Source organism: Oceanibaculum indicum P24 (genome assembly GCF_000299935.1).
GTDB lineage: Bacteria > Pseudomonadota > Alphaproteobacteria > Oceanibaculales > Oceanibaculaceae > Oceanibaculum > Oceanibaculum indicum.
Genome location: NZ_AMRL01000004.1, coordinates 1 through 19,663 on the forward strand (window position 1 = coordinate 1; position 19,663 = coordinate 19,663).

Consider the following 19,663-nt stretch of genomic DNA (forward strand, 5'->3'; position numbering starts at 1 on the left):
CCACGACCTACTGATTAAAAGTCAGTTGCTCTACCGGCTGAGCTAAGGACTCTTGGCGCGATACGCGGCTTGCGCGTTCGGGTGGCCGCAACCTAGGCAAGCTTGCCCGCCGGGTCAATCCCCGGGGTTGCGCCGCCCGGCTTTTTCCTAGGCGCGGGTCTCGACCTCGGGCGCGCTATCCTTGGCGAAGCGGTGCATGACGCGCTCGGCGATACGGGGCGGCACGAAGGTACTGATATCGCCGCCCAGGGCGCCGATCTCCTTCACGAAGCGCGAGGAGATGAATTGCTGGCGCTCGGAGGCCATCAGGAACACGGTCTCGATATTCGAGTCGAGACGGGCATTCATGCCGGCCATCTGGAACTCGTACTCGAAGTCGGAGACGGCGCGCAGCCCGCGCACGATCAGCGAGGCATTCGCCGCCTGGCAGAAATGCATCAGCAGATTGTTGAAGGACCGGGCCTCGATATGGTCGTACTCGCCCGTGCCATTCATCGCGGCGATTTCGCCCCGCACCAGATCCAGCCGCTCGCCAATGCTGAACAGCGGTCCCTTACCGGCATTCTGCGCGACCGCGATGATCAGGCGGTCAACCATCTTCGAAGCGCGCTTGATGATATCCAGATGGCCGTAGGTGATCGGGTCGAAAGTGCCCGGATAGACCCCGATCAGATGCTTATTCATCACGCCCCTCCGATTCCGTCGCTGCCTCCCCTTCAGCAGGGTCGCCCTCGACGATGTCGGCAGCTTCCCCGATCTCGTCGCCGATCTCGTCCTCTGCGGCGCCGCTTTCCTCGGCCATCCAGGCGACGGAGACGATATGCTCATCCTCGGCGACCCGGAACAGGGTGACGCCCTGCGTCCGTCGGCCGGCGATGCGGATATCATGTACCGGACAGCGGATAAGCTGGCCGCCATCGGTCACCAGAACGATCTGGTCGGTCTGCGCCACCGGGAAGGAGGCCGCCAGCTTACCGTTGCGCTCATTCAGCTCCATATTGGCGATGCCCTGCCCGCCGCGGCCGGTGACCCGGTACTCATAGGCGGAAGTGCGCTTGCCAAAGCCCTTCTCGCTGACGGTAAGGATGAATTCCTCGCGCGAGGCCAGTTCCTCGAAGCGGGTATCGTCGAGAGCGCCGCCATTGCCGGCCCCCTCCTCGGCATCCAGCACGACGGCCTCCTCGGCGCCGTCATCGCCATTCTGGCGCCGCAGCGCGGCCGCCCGGCGCAGATAGGCGACCCGCTCGTCCGCCGTGGCCTCGACATGGTCGATGATCGACAGCGAGATGACCTGATCGTCGCCCTGCAACCTGATGCCGCGCACGCCCATCGAATCGCGGCCCTTGAACTCGCGCACATCCGTCACGGCGAAGCGGATACACTGGCCGTTACGGGTGGAGAGCAGCACATCCTGCTCCGTCGAGCAGGGCATCACGCCGACCAGATGCTCGCCCTCATCCAACTTCATGGCGATCTTGCCGTTCGACTTGATGTTGGTGAAGTCGGACAGCGAATTGCGCCGCACCGTGCCCGCCGAGGTGGCGAACATGACATGCAGCCCGCCCCAGCTTTCCTCGTCGGCCGGCATCGGCATGATGGTGGAGATGCCCTCGCCCGCCTGCACCGGCAGCATGTTCACGATCGGCTTGCCCCGGCCCTGCGGCGTCGCCAGCGGCAGCTGCCACACCTTCATGCGGTAAACCATGCCGCGCGAGGTGAAGAAGAGCAGCGGCGTATGCGTATTGGCGACGAAAACGCGCGAGACGAAATCCTCGTCGCGGGTCGTCATGCCGGCGCGGCCCTTGCCGCCGCGCTTCTGCGCCCGGTAGGTCGAGAGCGGCACGCGCTTCACATAGCCGAGACGGCTGACCGTCACCACCATGTCCTCGCGCTGGATCAGATCCTCGATATCCTGGTCCAGTTCGCCTTCTTCCAGCGCGGTGCGGCGCGGCGTGGCGAACTGTTCCTTGATGCGCACCAGCTCCTCGCGCAGCACGCTCATCAGCTTCTCGCGGGAGCCCAGGATCGCCAGATATTCTTCGATTTTCCCAGCGATTTCCTGGGTTTCCTCGACCAGCTTCTCGCGTTCCATGCCGGTCAGGCGCTGCAGGCGCAGCTCCAGGATGGCGCGGGCCTGTGCTTCCGACAGCCGGTACTTGCCATCGACCACGGCGCGGCCCGGCTCGTCGATCAGGGCGATATAGGGCGCGACATCGGTCGCCGGCCAGTCCTTGCCCATCAGCGCGGCGCGCGCCTCTGCGGCATCGCGGGACGCGCGGATCAACTCGATGACCGGATCGAGATTCTGGATCGCCACCAGCAGGCCGACCAGGATATGGGCGCGGTCACGGGCCTTGCCCAGCTCATAGACCGTGCGCTTGGTGATGACCTCCTCGCGGAACTGCAGGAACGCCTCGATGACCTGCTTCAGGGTCATCATTTCCGGCCGGCCGCCATTCAGCGCCAGCGCATTCACGCCAAAGGAGGTCTGCAGCGGCGTATAGCGGTACAGCTGGTTCAGCACCACATCCGCCTGGGCGTCGCGCTTGATCTCCACGACGACGCGCACGCCGTCGCGGTCGCTCTCGTCGCGGATGTCCGAGATGCCTTCGACGATCTTGGCGTTCACCACCTCGGCGATGCGCTCGATCAGGCGCGCCTTGTTCACCTGGTAGGGGATCTCGCTGATGACCAGCGCCTCGCGGTCCTTGCGGATTTCCTCGACCGCCACGCGGCCGCGCATGACGACCGACCCGCGCCCGGTGCTGTAGGCCTCGTGGATGCCGCGCTTGCCCATGATGATGCCGCCGGTCGGGAAATCCGGCCCCGGCACGTGCTGCATCAGCCCTTCCATGCTGATGGAGGGGTCGTCCACATAGGCGCAGCAGGCGTCGATCACCTCGCCCAGATTGTGCGGCGGAATGTTGGTCGCCATGCCGACGGCGATACCGCCGGCGCCATTCACCAGCAGGTTGGGATATTCCGCCGGCAGGACGGCGGGTTCCTCGACCGATTCGTCGTAGTTGGCGACGAACTTCACGGTCTCCTTATCGATATCGCGCAGCAGCGCCTCGGCCGCCTTGGCCAGCCGCGCCTCGGTATAGCGCATGGCCGCCGGCGGATCGCCGTCCATCGAGCCGAAATTGCCCTGCCCATCGATCAGCGGCAGGCGCATGGAGAAGTCCTGCGCCATGCGCACCATCGCATCATAGATGGCGCTGTCGCCGTGCGGATGGTATTTACCCATGACATCGCCGACGATGCGGGCCGACTTGCGGTAGGGCTTCGTCCAGTCGTAGCCGCCATCCTTCATCGCGTAGAGAATACGGCGATGCACGGGCTTCAGCCCGTCGCGCACGTCAGGAAGGGCGCGCGCAACGATTACGCTCATGGCGTAATCAAGGTAGGAGCGGCGCATCTCCTCTTCGATGGAGACGGGCTTTACATCGAAGCCGGGAGGCGTTCCGGGAGGCGTCGTCGTGGACAAGGCGAAGGGAACTTTCCGTTACGGGCGATGGTGGCTTGGCAGCGCGTCATTATGAGGCGCGATCTTGGCTTACCCCAAGATATTGTTGTTTGAACGAGGTTTCTAGCATGTTTCGCGCATGCGAACAACGTTGCAGACAGGCCCACGGACAGGCCGCTGGCGGGGCTCGCAAAACCAGCTTCATCCAGGCCTTTGGCTGCTCTTAAGAGAGCCTTAAAGATTAGGGGTTATTATTTTAGAAGTCTGGCAGAATCCACAGCAAAACAATGTCGAACGCCAGTCATCAAGCGGGGCAGAATTCATCGATGTCTGACACGAAAATAACCGCCTTGCAGAATGGGGAAGCCACCGAGCTTAAGAATCTTCGTCCTGCCGATCTTGCCAAGGCCCTGTCGCTTCACGAAAGGCTGCTGTCCGGCCGGCCCGGCGGCCGTCGTGCCCTGCTGTCCGGATTCCGGCTGGAGGCCACCGATTTCAGCACGCGTGACCTGCGCGAATCGGATTTCACCGGTGCTGCTCTCGCCGGCAGTCTGTTCCGCCGGACCAAGCTGCAATTCGCCAATTTCTATGCCGCTGACCTGCGCCGCACCAATTTCAATGGCGCCGACCTGACACGCGCGGACCTGCGCGGTGCGTGCTTCCGCGGCGCCAGCCTGGTTGGCGCCAATCTGACCGAGGCCGACATCCGCGAGGCCGTTCTGGCGCGCTATTCCGCCAACCGGATTCCCACGGCTGTCAGCCATGGTGACGGCCATGCGGATATGAGCGCCATCAATGCCGAAGGCGCCAATCTCAGCAATGCGAAAATGGGCGGTTCCTTTACGCTACGCGCCGATTTCAGCGAGGCGAACCTGTCCAATGCCGATCTGCGCAACGCCGACCTGCGGATGAGCAATTTCCGCAATGCCATCATGACCGGCGTGAACCTGATCGGGGTGAATGCCGCCGGTGCCGATTTCCACGGCGCCGTGCTGACCAACGCGCGTATTCACGATGCCAATTTCGATGGCGTCGATCTCACCGGGGCCATTCTCGACCTCACCCACCTCACCTCCCCGGTCTTTGCCCGGGCGGTGCTGCCGAAGACGCCGGAAGATGCCGGCCTGGACCTGGAAGCAGCGCTCGACATGCACGAAAGCTGGGTCCGGAGCGCGGCGCACGAGGGCAAGCGCCTCACCCTGGACGGCATCGACCTGTCGCGCGGCGATTTTTCCGCGCGCAACCTGACCGCCATTTCAATGGCCGAGGCCATCCTGCGCGGCTGTAACCTGACCGGGGTGCAGCTGGCCAGCGCCAATCTGGCACGAACTGACCTGCGTGCCGCGATCCTGCGCAATGCCGATCTGCGCGGCGCGAGCCTGGAACATGCGCATCTGAACGAATCGATCCTGGCCGGCGCCGACCTGTCCCCGCTGACCGATGTCGGCAGTTCCGGGCGGTCGCTCAGTACCGATCTGCGCGGTGCGAAGCTGGTGGGTGCCGATCTGCGCGGCGCGAAACTGATGCATGCCAATCTCGCCGGCGCCGACCTGTCGCGGGCGAAACTCGACGAAGCCGACCTGACCGGCGCCAATCTCGACGGTGCCCGTTTCATCGGTGCCGCCATGGGCAATGCGAAGCTGCAGGGTTCCTCAATGGAGGGGACGACCGGCCTCGTCTGAAGCGAACCGGGCGCGAGAGCGTGCCTCAGGAGACCGCCAGCAGCCGATCCGCCGGCAGCTTCAGGGTAACCCTCGTGCCCTTGCCGACCTCGCTCTCCAGCTCCAGCACGCCATTATGCAGGGCCGCGATGGCCTGGCTGATCGTCAGCCCGAGGCCGGTGCCACGATCATCATGCTCGGTCTTCGCATGCAGTTGCTTGAACGGCATCATGGCGATCTTCGAATCGGCGGCACTCATCCCGATACCGGTGTCGATCACGGAAATGGCGAGCCAGCCCCGCGAATCGATCTCGCTGCGCACCACAACACGCCCCCCGGCCGGCGTGAACTTCACCGCGTTCGACAGGAGGTTGAGGAAGAGCTGCTTCAGCTTGGTTTCATCGCCGACGACCAGAGGGAAAATGCAGGCGGGATCGACCTGAATCTTCACCTGCCCCATGGCCGCACGCTCGCTTAGAATGCGGATCGAGGTCTGCAATATCCGGCCGATATCGACCTGGCGCTCGTCGAGCACCATCTCGCCGGCCTCGATCTTCGACAGATCGAGAATATCGTTGATGATGCCGAGCAGGTGACGGCCGCTCTGCATGATATCCTCGGCATAGTCGCGGTACCGGTTATCCAGCGGCCCGAACAGCTGGTTGACCATGATCTCGCTGAACCCGATAACCGCGTTCAGCGGCGTGCGCAATTCATGCGTCATCTGCGCCAGGAACTGGCGGGCCGAGTTGCGTTCCGTCTCGGCCTGCAATTTCGCCCTGTGCAGGGTCTCCTCGCGCTCTAGCCAGGGCCGCCGGTCGCGCAGATAGACGATATGCTCGCGCGCCTCCTTGCCGGCTTGGAGCGGCAGCAGCAGCACCTCCACCGGCACTTCAGAGTCCGGCCCGATCAGCTTGCCCGTCAGCCAGGAAATCCCACCCGCCCGCTGCGCGTCGATGCTGACGACACGGGCGAAAGACTGGCCATGGCCGAACGCGGCATCATCGACACCGATCAACCGGGACAGCGCAATGTTCGAATCGCGAACGATCCCGCCCTCAATGAGCAGGACAGGCTCCGGGTAGAACCCTACCCAGTGCCCCAGACGCTCTTTGAGGAGTCCAGCCATGCAATGTCTATAAGGATGTTACTTTAAGAACCCGGCAACTTTAGGCTCTATTGCTTTCGAGAGCGTTAAATTTTGGGCTGTCCGGAAAAAATAGCTGTCCCGCCCTGTCAGAAGGGAATTTCGTCATCCAGGTCGCTGCCGCCACGGGGTGCACCGCCGCCAGAGCCACCGGAAGAGCCGCCCGAATAATCGTCCGGACCCGAATCATAACCTCCGCCCCCGCCACCGGAGCCACCGCCATAACCGCCGCCGGAGCCACCGCCATCGCCACGCCCGTCGAGCATGGTCAGCTCGCCGCGATAGCGCTGCAGCACGATTTCGGTCGTGTACTTCTCCTGGCCGCTCTGATCCTGCCATTTGCGGGTCTGTAGCGAGCCTTCGATGTAGATTTTCGAGCCCTTGCGCAGATATTTCTCGGCGACATCAATGAGGTTCTCGTTGAAGATCACGACGCGGTGCCACTCTGTGCGCTCCTTGCGCTCGCCGCTCTGGCGGTCGCGCCAGCTCTCCGAAGTCGCCAGCGCCAGATTCGCCACCTTCTGGCCGTTCTGCATGGAGCGAATCTCCGGATCGCGTCCCAGATTACCGATCAGGATGACTTTGTTGACGGACCCGGCCATGTGTTTCCCCAAACTTCAAGAATAGATACAAAACAAACGAAATCAGCGACAAAGCGGCGATCCTTTATCGCCAGCCGTCACTGTGGGTAGCGACTTTACATGCAAAGGACGTTCGGATGCCACCGGGTAGTCGTTCCGGCATCGTATCAATAGCGCCTCCGCACAACTGCATTTTCAGTTTCTTTCCTGAATTGCTATTTGTTCTTTTTTTGTTCCTTTTTGAGTTTATAATTGAAAGGTGGCAAGAAAGCAATTCGCCCGCCATATAGTTCAGGCCATAACCTCCCGAGACGGTTTGCCCCATGCTTGAGACCATCCGCGTTCGCGGCGCCCGCGAGCACAATCTGAAGAGTGTCGATGTCGATCTGCCGCGCAACAGCCTGACGGTCATCACCGGCCTGTCCGGTTCCGGCAAGTCGTCGCTGGCCTTCGACACGATCTATGCCGAAGGGCAGCGCCGCTATGTCGAGAGCCTGTCGGCCTATGCCCGCCAGTTCCTGGAGCTGATGGGCAAGCCGGATGTGGACCTGATCGAGGGCCTGTCACCGGCGATTTCCATCGAGCAGAAGACGACCTCGAAGAATCCGCGCTCCACCGTGGGCACGGTCACCGAGATCTACGACTATATGCGCCTGCTGTTCGCGCGGGTCGGCATCCCCTACTCGCCCGCCACTGGCCTGCCGATCGAGAGCCAGACGGTCAGCCAGATGGTGGACCGCATTGTGGCGATGCCGGAAGGCACGCGCCTCTACCTGCTGGCGCCCATCGTGCGCGGCCGCAAGGGCGAATACCGCAAGGAACTGCAGGAGCTGCAGAAGCGCGGCTTCACCCGCGTGAAGATCGACGGCGAGCTCTACGAGATCGACGAGGCGCCGGCGCTGGACAAGAAGCGCAAGCACGATATCGAGGTGGTGATCGACCGGCTGGTGGTGCGCGACGGCCTGGCGACGCGGCTGGCCGATTCGCTGGAAACCGCGCTGGAGCTGGCCGACGGGCTGGCCATCGCGGAAAATGCCGATGGCGGCGAGCGGACGATCTTCTCCGCCAAGTTCGCCTGCCCGGTCAGCGGCTTCACCATCGACGAGATCGAGCCGCGCCTGTTCTCCTTCAACAACCCGTTCGGCGCCTGCCCGGCCTGCGATGGGCTTGGCACCAAGATGTATTTCGACCCCGAGATGGTGGTGCCGAACGACACGCTGAGCCTCGCGGAAGGCGCCATCGCGCCCTGGGCCAATTCCTCCTCGCAATATTACAAACAGACGCTGGAGAGCCTGGCCAAGCATTTCGGCGTGAAGATGCGCACGCCCTTCCGTGACCTGCCGGAAGAGGCCCGCAACGGCGTCCTGTTCGGTACCGGCGCGGATGCGGTCGAAATGACCTTCGACGATGGCTTGCGCAAATACACCACCAACAAGCCGTTCGAGGGTATCGTGCCCAACCTCGCCCGCCGGTTTCGCGAGACCGACAGCGCCTGGGTGCGCGAGGAGCTGGGCCGCTTCCAGTCCGTTACCACCTGCGAAACCTGCCACGGCCAGCGGCTGAAGCCGGAGGCGCTGGCGGTGAAGCTCGACGGGCGCAATATCTCGGAAGTCGCGGAATTCTCCGTCGCCGAGGCGCATGACTGGTTCGGCCGCCTCTCCGGCACGCTCTCCGACAAGCAGAACGAGATCGCCGGCCGCATCCTGAAGGAAATCAACGAGCGGCTGGGCTTCCTGATGAATGTCGGCCTCGACTATCTGACGCTGTCGCGCGCCTCGGCCACGCTGTCGGGCGGCGAGAGCCAGCGTATCCGCCTCGCCTCGCAGATCGGGTCCGGCCTCACCGGCGTGCTCTATGTGCTGGACGAGCCCTCCATCGGCCTGCATCAGCGCGATAATGACCGGCTGCTGGCCACGCTGCGCCGGCTGCGCGACATCGGCAATACGGTTATCGTGGTCGAACATGACGAGGATTCGATCCGCGCCGCCGATTATCTGGTCGATATGGGACCGGGTGCGGGCGCGCATGGCGGCACGGTGGTGGCGATGGGCACGCCGGCCGAGGTGATGCAGAACCCGGCCAGCATCACCGGCCAGTATCTGACCGGCATGCGCCAGGTGCCGGTGCCGGCGAAGCGGCGCAAGGGCAAGAAGGGCCAGGTGCTGCGGCTGAGCGGCGCCACTGGCAATAATCTAAAGAATGTCTCGGTCGATATCCCGCTCGGCACCTTCGCCTGCGTGACCGGCGTGTCGGGCGGGGGCAAATCGACCCTGATCATCGACACGCTCTACAAGGCGCTGGCCCGGCGGCTGCACAATGCGCGCGAACATGCCGCCCCGCATGACCGGATCGACGGCATCGAGCTGATCGACAAGGTGATCGACATCGACCAGTCGCCGATCGGCCGCACCCCGCGCTCCAACCCCGCCACCTATACCGGCGCCTTCACGCCGATCCGCGACTGGTTCGCCGGACTGCCGGAGGCGAAGTCGCGCGGCTACGCGCCGGGCCGCTTCTCCTTCAACGTGAAGGGCGGCCGCTGCGAAGCCTGCCAGGGCGATGGCGTCATCAAGATCGAAATGCATTTCCTGCCCGACGTCTATGTCCAGTGCGACGTCTGCAAGGGCAAGCGCTATAACCGCGAGACTTTGGAAATCCACTTCAAGGGCAAGTCCATCGCCGATGTGCTGGACATGACGGTGGAGGATGCGGCGCAGTTCTTCCAGGCCGTCCCCTCAATCCGCGACAAGATGGAGACGCTGGAACGGGTCGGCCTCGGCTATGTCCATGTCGGCCAGCAGGCCACCACCCTGTCGGGCGGCGAGGCGCAGCGCGTGAAGCTGGCGAAGGAGCTCTCCCGCCGGGCCACGGGGCGCACCCTCTATATCCTCGACGAGCCGACCACCGGCCTGCATTTCGAGGATGTGAAGAAGCTGCTGGAAGTGCTGCACGCGCTGGTCGATCAGGGCAACACGGTGCTGGTGATCGAGCATAATCTGGAGGTCATCAAGACCGCCGACTGGGTCATCGATCTGGGGCCGGAAGGCGGCACCGGCGGCGGCGAGATCGTCGCCATCGGCACGCCCGAGGAAGTGGCCGAAAACCCGCGCAGCCACACCGGACGCTATCTGAAGCCCTATCTCGGCGCGGCAGCGGAAAAGAAGCTGGCGTAAGACACAAGCTGTCCGCTCAAGCAGACAGTTCGCACCTGCAACAGGCTTTCCAGAATCAAACTCCACCCGTCACCCCCGGGCTTGTCCCGGGGGTCCAGGTTTCAGCCTGCTCAACTGATGCCAGCGTCAGCTCAACCGTGGATTCCCGGCACAAGGCCAGGAATGACGGAAAGCATATAAAAGCGCTGGAACCGTTAGGCTTTCAGCCTTCAGGAGCCGGGCCTACACCGCCGCCAGTCGCTGCAGGGCTGCCGACAGCTTGTCGCGGGTGGCCTCGGCGTCGGCCTTGCGCTCCTGATTCTCCTCGACCACCTCGGGCGGCGCCTTGGCGACGAAATTCTCGTTCGCCAGCTTGGCGGCGATCTTCCTAATCTCCGCCTCCACCTTGTCGATCTCCTTGGTCAGGCGCTGCTTTTCCGCCGAGACATCGATCAGCTCGGCCAGCGGCAGGGCAAGCGTGGCCTCGTCGAGGACGATCTGCACTGCCCCCCTGGCGGTTTCATCCACCGTCTCGACCCCGGAGAGCCGTGCCATGCGCAGGATGATGTCGTTATGCGCCGCAAACCGCGCCTGCGTGGCGGCACTGGCGCCCTTCACCTGCAGCGGTGCCTTGGCGGCGGGCGGCACATTCATGTCGCTGCGCACCGAGCGGATGTCGGAGATCAGCCGCACCAGCCATTCCATCTCCGCATCGGCTTCCGGGTCGATCAGGCTGTCCGGCAGGTCCGGGAAGGATGCCGAGATCAGCAGCCCGCCGCGTTTTTCGGCAAGCGCGTTCCACAGCTCTTCGGTGATGTAGGGCATGATCGGGTGCAGCATCAGCAGGATCTGGTCCAGCGCCCAGCCGGTCATGGCGCGGGTCTCGGCCTTGGCGGCCTCGTCCTCGCCCAGCAGGATCGGCTTGGTGAATTCCAGATACCAGTCGCAGAAGCTGCCCCAGATGAATTGGTAGGCCGCACCGGCGGCGTCGTTAAAGCGATAGGTTTCAAAGGCCTGCGATATCTTCTTCGCTGTCCGCACGACCTCGCCGGCAATCCAGCGATTGACCCGCTGCTTGGCCGTGGCGGGATCGAAGCCCTCGACGGCCCGCGCCCCGTTCATCTCGCAATAGCGCGCCGCGTTCCACAGCTTGGTGGCGAAGTTGCGATAGCCCTCGACCCGGCTTTCGGCCAGCTTGATGTCCCGCCCCTGCCCGGCCTGCGCCGTCAGGGTGAAGCGCAGCGCATCGGCGCCGAACCGGTCGATCAGGTCCAGCGGATCGATGACATTGCCCTTCGACTTCGACATCTTCTGGCCGCGCTCGTCGCGCACCAGCGCGTGGATATAGACGGTGCGGAACGGGATATCCTTCTCGAAATGTATGCCCGCCATCATCATCCGGGCAACCCAGAAAAAGATGATGTCCAGACCCGTGACCAGCACGTCGCCGGGGTAATAGCGCTTCAGCTCCGGCGTTTCGTCCGGCCAGCCCAGCGTGGAGAACGGCCACAGGGCGGAGGAGAACCAGGTGTCCAGCACGTCCGGGTCGCGGGTCAGATCTACCGGCTTGCCATAGTGCTTCGTGGCGGCTTCCTGTGCCTCCTCCTCGGTTTCCTCGACGAAATAAGCACCGTCCGGGCCGTACCAGGCCGGAATCTGATGCCCCCACCAGAGCTGGCGCGACACACACCAGGGCTGGATGTTGCGCATCCACTCGTAATAGGTCTTTTCCCACTGCTTCGGCACGAACTCGGTCTTGCCGGTCTCCACCGCTTCGAGCGCCGGCTTGGCTAGCGTGGCGGCATCGCAAAACCACTGATCGGTCAGCCAGGGCTCGATGGCCACGCCGGAACGGTCGCCATGCGGCACGGTATGCGGGTGATCCTCGATCTTCTCCAGCAGGCCCAGCGCCTCGATATCGGCGACGATCTTCTCGCGCGCCTTGTAACGGTCGAGGCCGCGATAGGCTTCCGGTGCGTTCTCGTTCATCCGCGCCTCGCGGTCGAGAACGTTGATCATCTCCAGATGATGCCGCTTGCCGACCTCGAAATCGTTGAAGTCATGCGCCGGGGTGATCTTCACCGCGCCGGTGCCCTTCTCCGGGTCGGAATAGTCATCGGCGATGATCGGTATTTTCCGGCCGACCAGCGGCAGCTCGACCATCTGGCCAACCAGATCGGTAAACCGCTCATCCTCGGGATGTACGGCAACGGCGGTGTCGCCCAGCATGGTTTCCGGGCGTGTGGTCGCCACAGTGATCGAGCGGCCGCTGCCATCGGCCAGCATGTAGCGGAAATGCCAGAGCTTGCCCTTCACCTCGCGCGGCTCAACCTCCAGGTCGGAAATCGCGGTCAGCAGGCGCGGGTCCCAGTTCACTAGCCGCTTGTCGCGGTAGATCAGCCCTTCCTTGAACAGCCGCACGAAGACCTTGCGCACTGCCTTCGACAGGCCCTCATCCATGGTGAAGCGCTCGCGTTCCCAATCCGCCGAGGCACCCAGCCGGCGCAGCTGATTGATGATCGTACCGCCGGATTCCGCCTTCCACTCCCACACCTTCTCGACGAATTTCTCGCGGCCGAGATCGTGCCGGGTGACCTGCTGGGCCTCAAGCTGTCGTTCCACCACCATCTGGGTGGCAATGCCGGCATGGTCGGTGCCCGGCTGCCACAGCACGTCATAGCCCTTCATCCGGTGATAGCGGATCAGGATGTCCTGCAGGGTGAAGGTCAGCGCGTGGCCCATATGCAGGCTGCCGGTAACGTTCGGCGGCGGCATCATGATCGTGTAGGGCGTCTTGCCCGACTTGGGGTCGCAGCAGAAGGCACCGCTCTTCTCCCATTCCGGGTACCATTTCGCCTCGATCGCGGCCGGCTCGAACGTCTTGCCCAGCATTCTCGAAAATCCTCGGTTTCGTCTGGTCTTGTGGGGAGTAAGGGACCAAGCCGCCTTATCTACGACAAGCGGCCCTCCCTGCCAACGGCAAACGCCAAGGCATAACGCCAGAAACCGCCATTCATCCCTGCGGGATGGGCGGGCCGGGCGGCGGCAAAGTCCGTCATTCTTCGGGGTGGCGCTGTCCCTGCCGGGCGATCCGCTCGATCTCCTCGCGGACCAGCCGCTCGACGATGTGCGGCAAATTCTTGTCGAGCCAGTCCTTCAGCATCGGCCGCATGACCTCCTTGGTCAGCGATTCCAATGTCTTGTGGCCGGCGCCGATGGGCAGTTCCGGATGCCGTGCCTCCAGGGTGGAGGTCAGGTTGGCGAAAGCGGAAACGGCCTCATCCCGCTTCGGCGGGGAGACCAGCCCTTCATCCTCTTCCTCGAAGTCGGGCTGCGGCGGTGGCGCGGCCTGGGCGCGACGCCGCTGTTCCTCGAACAGCGGCTCGACTTCCGCCTCTTCCTCGACCTTTTCGGTGAGGTCGAGGATGTCTTCCTCTTCCTCCTCCGGGACGAAGGCTTCTTCCTCGATTTCGGGTTCCGGCTCGAATTCCGGTTCCGGCTCCTCGGCGGGCACCGGTTCGAAATCGACCTCTGGCTCGGGTTCGGGTTCCGGCTCGGCTACAGGCTGTGGCTTCGGCGCAGGCTTGGCCGCCTTTGGCGCCGGCGCAGGTTCGGCTTCGTCAGCCGCGCCGTCTTCGGAGATAATGCGCCGGATCGACGCAAGTATCTCCTCCATTGACGGTTCTTCTGCCCTGTTTTCGCTCATCTTACCGCCAGATAATGATATTTCTCTTCACAGTAGAACAGAATATGCCCCTTGGCTAGCACCCGGCGCTATTCATACGCAGTGCCGGCAATACCGCCTCAATCCTCTGAAATATCGAAGCCCCACCAGCGTCCGCGGGTCTCCCGGTAGTGCTTCTCGAAATCGTAGAACTGCACCTGCAGCCCAAGGTCACGGGCCGTCAGGCTGCCAATGGCCGTCAGCAGTTCCAGCTTGTAGACAATCTCGTCGCGCTGCGCCGACACCAGGCTGACCTGCGCGTTCAGCAGTTCCTGCTCAGCATCAAGAATATCGAGGATGGTGCGCGAGCCCACCTTTGCCTCTTCCTGCACGCCATCCAGGGCGATCTCGGCAGCGCCGATAACGGTAACCAGCGATTCGATGCGGGCCTTCGCCGCGGCCAGATTGTCATAGGCCGCCGCAGCGTTGGAAACGGCGGTACGGCGGGCATCCTCCAGCGCGTTCTGCGCGCGGGTTTCCTGCTGCTTCGACTGCCGCACGCGGGAGCTGACCGAGCCCGACTGATACAGCGGCACGGTGACCGTGGCGAAGACCGACGCCTCATCCGTGCGCGAATCGCGCAGCTGCTGGTTCTCGAACCGGCTGACTTCGACGCTGAGATTCACCTGCGGCAGTGTCTCGCCGAAAATCTGCCGGGTCTGCGCCTCGACCGAATCAATCGAGAAACGCTGGGTCAGCACATTCGGGTTGTTGCGCGAGGCTTCCGTCAGCACGGCTTCCCGGTCGCCCGGCGTGTCCAGCGGCACATCCGGCTCGCTGAGCCGCGTCGGCGCGATGCCGACAACCTGGATAAAGCGCTCGCGCGAAGCGGCCAGCTGGCCTTCCGCCGCGACGCGGTCCGCCTGCGACTGGGCAAGCCGCGCCTCGGACTGCGACACGTCCGTGCGGGTAACCTCGCCGACATTGAACTGGTCGCGCGTCGCTTCCAGTTGGCGCTGCAGGCGCTGCACGTTATTGACGCGCAGTTCCAGCGTCGCCTCGTCGCGGATCACATTCATGTAGGCGGTCGCAGCCTGCAGGAAAATCTGCTGCTCGGTCGAGATCAGCTGGGCGCGCTGCGCCTGGATGCTGGCCTCCGCGCGTTCAGTCTCGGCGGTGGTGCGGCCACCGCGATAGAGCGGCTGATTCACCGAGAAGGTGGCGCGGGACGGCGTGCGCGTGTTGCTGCTCTGCCGGTCTTCGACCCCCAAACGCTCGACATCGGTCGTGGTCCGGCCGATCTCGCCGGAGACGCTGACGGTCGGCCGCCAGTTGGACAGCGCCTGCGCCAGGCTTTCGTCCGTCTCGCGCAGCCGGGCGCGCTGGGCCTGCAGCACCGGGTTGGTCTCATAGGCCAGCGCCAGCGCCTCGCTCAGCGTCTGGGCGGATACCGATGACGGCGACAGGGCGGCCAGCGCGGCGAAGGCGGCACCGCCCAGCAGCAGACCGCGCCACCGCGAACGGCGCGCCGGATCGGCCATGGTCTGGTTTGCGCCGGCAAGCTTTGGCAGCATCGTGAGGCCTTTCCGATTTGGCGACAGAATATCCAAGGAAAACAAAGCGGGTAACCCTAACCCAGACAGGCTTAAAACACGAACCCCAATTCCTTGGCGAAGCCCGGCAGCAGGGGTGTCGCCGCGTCGAACAGGATGCGCCGCGATGCAACGCCACCGGTCATGGTGACGATGACGGCCCGGCCGACACCGGCAATCTGCCCCGGCTCCCGCAGGACAGCGACCAGCCGGCCGCCCTCGGCCAGCTGATCCACAAGCATCGTGGGGATCGTCTCGACCGCGCCATTCAGCACGATCACATTATAGGGCGCCTGCTTGGCATAGCCTTCCTGCATGGCACCATGAATGACGGCGGCATTGTCGCAGTTCAGCTCGGTCAGCAGACGGTTGGCTTCGTCCACCATTGGCTCCACCGCCTCCAGCCCCAGCACGGAGGCGGAAAGCCGCGCCAGGATGGCCGTGGAATAGCCGGTGGCACAGCCGATATCCAGCACGGCGTCGGTGGCGGCGATGCGCGCTTCCTGCAGCAGGCGGGCCAGCACCAGCGGCTCCATCAGATGGCGACCGTCGCCAATCGGCAGGTCTTCATCCAGATAGGCGATGCCGCGATAGGCCTTCGGCACGAAGGATTCGCGCGGAATCGCCTCGAACGCCTCGATGATGGCCGTATTCGTCACCTTGTTGGTGCGAAGCTGGCTCTCGACCATATTGTGCCGCGCGGCCGCAAAATTCGTCATGATTCTATCCGGCAAGTGTCTGACGATATCGAACGGGAACAGCCCTTCGACAGGCAGCCGCAGCCGCCGTGCGCAGTTATATCCCCCTCCCCGCCGCCTGACAACGCCCGGACGGGTCTGGATATAAAACGAAACAAAAAGGGGCACGTCTGAGACGTGCCCCTTTTTTCGAATTGGCTCCCCGGGACGGATTCGAACCGCCGGCCAAGCGGTTAACAGCCGCTTGCTCTACCGCTGAGCTACCGGGGATCAGCAACAGCGCGATATCCCGCTGCGATCCTTGGCGAACCGCTATCCGGTCCGCCGTGGGAGGCCGGCCTTATAGCAAAGCCCCTTCCCGCTTTCCAGCCCGAATTCACCGCCGCCGAAATATTAGCGGGGCATCCGAGCCGTCCCCCTGAAAAAACGGAAGCCGCTGGAGGCCCGGGCCGGAATCGAACCGACGTACAAGGATTTGCAGTCCTCTGCATAACCACTCTGCCACCGGGCCGGCGGCGACGGCCGTTTGACCGTGGGGCGGAAGATATAGGCTCCGCGCGGCGCCCGGGTCAAGCGCTCATGGCGCTCAGTGACACAGGATTGTCACGGCTTCGGGGATAGCGCCGGGCGGCGCCAGAAAATCTCGCCCGACCGCAGCCGGCGCCACAGCTTGTCCAGCTTTCGTCCGCCCTCGGATGACGCATGGCCATGCCAGCCCAGAATCAGGCCCGCTGCATGGGCACGCTGAAGATCCTTGCCCGACAGGCCTGCCATTCCCTTGGGCAGGAGCAGGCTCTCGGCAACCGCGGCATCATTCATATGGCCCAGCACTTCCTGCAGCGCAGCCAAGGCTTTCAGATAAGGTTCGGTCTTCTTCTTCGGGTACAGTCCGGAAAAGAATTCAGCGGCATAGCGCATCTTCTTCACATAGATGCGCAGGAGGTGGCGGTCGGCGGGCGGGCCGGCCATCAGGCGCTTGCCATTCTTGCGCAGCTTACGGGACCGCCGGTCCAGCAGCGCATCGGCAAAATCCCGTGCCGGCGCGAAGAGCTGCGCGCCGGTTTCCGTCAGCCCCTGCTCGCGCCAGCCGGCCTCGGCAATCCAGCGGCTGAGGTCGAGCAGCAGCCTTGTATAGCGGCGGTCGGCAATCGCCGCCCGCGCGCGGTCATAGGCCAGCGCGCTCATCCGGTCGGATTCCGCCAGCAGGCCCGCCATACCGGGTGCCGCCGGGAAAACCGCCTGGACCGGGCGCACGATCTCCTCGCGGAACACATCATAATCCCGGGCGGGGCCCAGTTCGCTGGCCAGCCATTTCAGCTCCGCCTTGAAATGCGCCGCCTGTTCCGTCGGCAACACCGGCGCAAAGACCGTGAACAGCGAGCGCAGGCGGCGCAGCCCGACACGCATCTGATGCACGCCCTCCGGGTCATCGCCCTGGCAGACGACCGGTTCATTGGCGGCGATCTGCCTGACGCAGCTACGTACGCTGAGGGACAGCACCTCCTCCAGCAGCATCTGCCGGTCCAGCGCCGGCCGGTCCGCCTTTTCCGGCCGTGGCTGGCGGTCCAGCAGCAGATCGTAGCCGCGTTTCGATTTGCCGGTATGGGCGACACTCAACGGAACATGCGTCAGCAGCTCCTGCGCCAGCGCGAAGACAAGGCCGACCGCCCCCTCTTCCAGCTCGATCTCCAGCTCGCAGAGTGCGGATTCCTTGGCACCAACCCGCACCACGCCACGGTCCAGGCAGATACTCAGCCTGCCGCCGCCGTAGCTGATGCTGCGTTCCCAGCGCCTTATATCGGTTTCGAAGATGGGCGCCAGCCCTTCCGCGACCGCCTGCTCGACCAGCTGGCGCAGATCGGCATCGGCAATTCGATCCGGCATCGGCACCGCATGGGGCTGGGCATCGGGAACCGCCGCTTCCAGCTCGTCACGCTGCGCAAGACCGGCGGCATAGGCGCCGCGCGCCTTGACAGCCTGGATATTCTGCCGCCCCTGCCGCCTGACCCTCAATTCAACGCCGGCGCGGGCAAGCAGAAGGTCCGGCGTGTCGAAATAGATCGCCCGCAGCTGCCGGCTGACCGTCCGGCCCGGCGCATGTCCCTTCCACAGCGGATGCCGCCAAAGACGCTCGGCCAGGGCCGGATCTAGGGCCAGTTTCAGTTCCGTTTCCCGAGGGCGCTTATTCTCCCGCCCTTCCCCACCAGATATCGCCCCAGATAGCGCCACGGCAGCCTCAAATCCAAATTCAGCAAAATCCGCCCTATACGAATCCTGAAATTGGTGCAATCGCGGCTGGGCAAAAAACGACAACCGATCTGTAACATTATTGTAATATACGAGGCTGCTCCGCCCCGTTGCCTACACCAGATCCTTCGGGCTGGTGAAGCTGCGAAGTTCCGCATTCTTCCAGTCGATTTCAGCCCAGGGCTGTTTCGGTAGCGAGAATACGGCCAGCGCACAGGTCGGATATTTCTGTTCCATGCGTTCGCGTGCGTCTTTCGCGCCGCTGCCGGCCAGCGACAGCGCGAATTCCTCCAGCGCCGGATTGTGGCCGACGACCAGAACCGATCCAGTATCCTCCGGCAAGGCCCTAACCATCTCAAGCAGTGCCTTGGAATTGGCCTTGTAGATCGCCTTGTCGATGGTCAATGCCGGCTTGCCGGCCAGCCGCGGGCGCACCTGATCCAGGGTTTCCAGTGCACGGCGCGCGGTCGAGCACAGAATCGCATCCGGTCGGTATCCGCACTGCGCGAAATACAGCCCCATGACGGTGGCGGCGCGGAAGCCGCGCTCGTTCAACGGGCGCTCCTCATCCTTCAGTCCCGGATCGTCCCAGCTCGATTTCGCGTGGCGCAGCAAATAAAGCGTCTTCATGGCGTATAGCATCCCTGATCGCGTTCTGGGCTATATGGTTATGCGGATGGAAAAAACGAAGTGACAAATTGACTTGGACGGAGGCGAAAGGGCATTGTCTGCAAGGGCGTAGCGCAATCCCGCGCCGGTCCGAAAGCGGCGCCCTCAAGCGGCATCAGCCATTCCCCGTTGTACCGGAGACCCGTTCCAGCGATGACAAGCGCCCTTCAGACCTTGCGCGGCAGGTAGCGGCGATGGCTTCCTTCGACATACGCTCTCCCGGTCCGCACGACATCGACGCCATCGTCGATCTTAGCCGCGAACTGTTGCAGTTTTACGGGGTCACGCCGCCCCTGCCACGCCCCGACATGATCCGCAAGCTGAAGGCCGCGCTGACGGGCGAGCGGAAGACTGTCGAGCTGCTGCTGGCGATGGATGGCGACGAGCCGCTGGGCATGGTCGTTTTCAGCGAAATCTATGCCGTGGCGATCTGCCGCAACTCCCTGTTCATTCAGGATATTTTCGTCACCAAGCGGGCTCGCGGCCTAGGCGTCGGCCTGGCGCTGATGCGAGCGCTGGCGGAGATTGCCCTGCAGCGCGGCGCCTTCCAGATCGACTGGACCGCCGACAGCTGGAACGAGGAGGCACGGCGCTTCTATGAGGGCATGGCAACACTGCTGAAGGCGGAGAAGATCTTCTACCGGCTGGCCGGCGGCAATCTCCGGCAGTTCCTCGACGGCGCCCGCGATCCGGCCATCGCCGCGAAATAGGCTGCCGCCGGATATCGTTGAACAGCAGCGGCGGCAGGGCTAGGCTCCCAGCTTCCCTAACGATTCTTTGGAGTTA

The 19,663-nt window shown here is 63.7% G+C and carries 13 protein-coding genes and 2 tRNA genes; 3 read left to right on the forward strand and 12 right to left on the reverse strand.

The genetic code is table 11. From position 1 onward, the window contains the following. Positions 1 to 147 precede the first annotated feature (147 nt). Positions 148 to 684: a pantetheine-phosphate adenylyltransferase gene (coaD, locus tag P24_RS04550; RefSeq protein ID WP_008943526.1), complete on the reverse strand. Its 537-nt coding sequence runs from the start codon at positions 682 to 684 to the stop codon at positions 148 to 150. Beyond that, the gene (gene gyrA, locus P24_RS04555) at positions 677 to 3,487 is read right to left on the reverse strand and encodes a DNA gyrase subunit A (RefSeq protein WP_040706592.1); all 2,811 of its coding nucleotides are present in this window, start codon (positions 3,485 to 3,487) and stop codon (positions 677 to 679) included. The genes coaD and gyrA overlap by 8 nt, the downstream gene beginning before the upstream one ends. Before the next feature lie 305 nt (positions 3,488 to 3,792). On the opposite strand from gyrA, the gene P24_RS04560 reads away from it, so the two are divergent. Continuing rightward, positions 3,793 to 5,148 carry a pentapeptide repeat-containing protein gene (locus tag P24_RS04560; protein WP_192813230.1) on the forward strand — a complete coding sequence of 452 codons (1,356 nt, stop codon included), beginning with the start codon at positions 3,793 to 3,795 and terminating at the stop codon, positions 5,146 to 5,148. 25 nt (positions 5,149 to 5,173) lie between these two features. On the opposite strand, the gene P24_RS04565 is transcribed toward P24_RS04560, so the two are convergent. Continuing rightward, the gene (locus P24_RS04565) at positions 5,174 to 6,256 is read right to left on the reverse strand and encodes a sensor histidine kinase (RefSeq protein WP_083859547.1); all 1,083 of its coding nucleotides are present in this window, start codon (positions 6,254 to 6,256) and stop codon (positions 5,174 to 5,176) included. Positions 6,257 to 6,363: 107 nt separating this feature from the next. Beyond that, a complete protein-coding gene (gene ssb / locus P24_RS04570; RefSeq protein ID WP_008943530.1) occupies positions 6,364 to 6,876 on the reverse strand; it encodes a single-stranded DNA-binding protein in 513 nt (170 codons plus the stop codon). 302 nt (positions 6,877 to 7,178) lie between these two features. Here ssb and uvrA point away from each other — a divergent pair, with 302 nt between their 5' ends. Continuing rightward, the gene (gene uvrA / locus P24_RS04575; protein ID WP_008943531.1) at positions 7,179 to 10,028 is read left to right on the forward strand and encodes an excinuclease ABC subunit UvrA; all 2,850 of its coding nucleotides are present in this window, start codon (positions 7,179 to 7,181) and stop codon (positions 10,026 to 10,028) included. Positions 10,029 to 10,250: 222 nt separating this feature from the next. Here the strand turns inward: uvrA and P24_RS04580 are convergent, their stop codons facing one another. The 8 genes from P24_RS04580 to P24_RS04620 form a co-directional block, all read right to left on the reverse strand. Beyond that, complete coding sequence (locus tag P24_RS04580; RefSeq protein WP_008943532.1) at positions 10,251 to 12,899, reverse strand: valine--tRNA ligase; 2,649 nt, start codon at positions 12,897 to 12,899, stop codon at positions 10,251 to 10,253. 163 nt (positions 12,900 to 13,062) lie between these two features. Further along, positions 13,063 to 13,683, reverse strand: a complete 621-nt coding sequence (locus P24_RS04585; RefSeq protein ID WP_008943533.1) for a DUF2497 domain-containing protein — start codon at positions 13,681 to 13,683, stop codon at positions 13,063 to 13,065. A 128-nt stretch (positions 13,684 to 13,811) separates the two neighbouring features. After that, on the reverse strand, positions 13,812 to 15,245 hold the full coding sequence (locus P24_RS04590) for a TolC family outer membrane protein (RefSeq protein ID WP_008943534.1): 1,434 nt from the start codon (positions 15,243 to 15,245) through the stop codon (positions 13,812 to 13,814). A 71-nt stretch (positions 15,246 to 15,316) separates the two neighbouring features. Beyond that, positions 15,317 to 15,982: a protein-L-isoaspartate O-methyltransferase family protein gene (locus P24_RS04595; RefSeq protein WP_008943535.1), complete on the reverse strand. Its 666-nt coding sequence runs from the start codon at positions 15,980 to 15,982 to the stop codon at positions 15,317 to 15,319. Positions 15,983 to 16,156: 174 nt separating this feature from the next. Next, positions 16,157 to 16,231, reverse strand: a tRNA-Asn gene (locus P24_RS04600). 167 nt (positions 16,232 to 16,398) lie between these two features. After that, positions 16,399 to 16,472, reverse strand: a tRNA-Cys gene (locus P24_RS04605). A 92-nt stretch (positions 16,473 to 16,564) separates the two neighbouring features. Beyond that, entirely contained in the window at positions 16,565 to 18,190 is a 1,626-nt protein-coding gene (locus P24_RS04610; protein ID WP_008943536.1) for a CYTH and CHAD domain-containing protein, read from the reverse strand. A 132-nt stretch (positions 18,191 to 18,322) separates the two neighbouring features. Continuing rightward, positions 18,323 to 18,838: a SixA phosphatase family protein gene (locus tag P24_RS04620; RefSeq protein ID WP_008943537.1), complete on the reverse strand. Its 516-nt coding sequence runs from the start codon at positions 18,836 to 18,838 to the stop codon at positions 18,323 to 18,325. A gap of 233 nt (positions 18,839 to 19,071) precedes the next feature. On the opposite strand from P24_RS04620, the gene P24_RS19075 reads away from it, so the two are divergent. Beyond that, a complete protein-coding gene (locus tag P24_RS19075; RefSeq protein WP_008943538.1) occupies positions 19,072 to 19,587 on the forward strand; it encodes a GNAT family N-acetyltransferase in 516 nt (171 codons plus the stop codon). Positions 19,588 to 19,663: the final 76 nt, after the last annotated feature.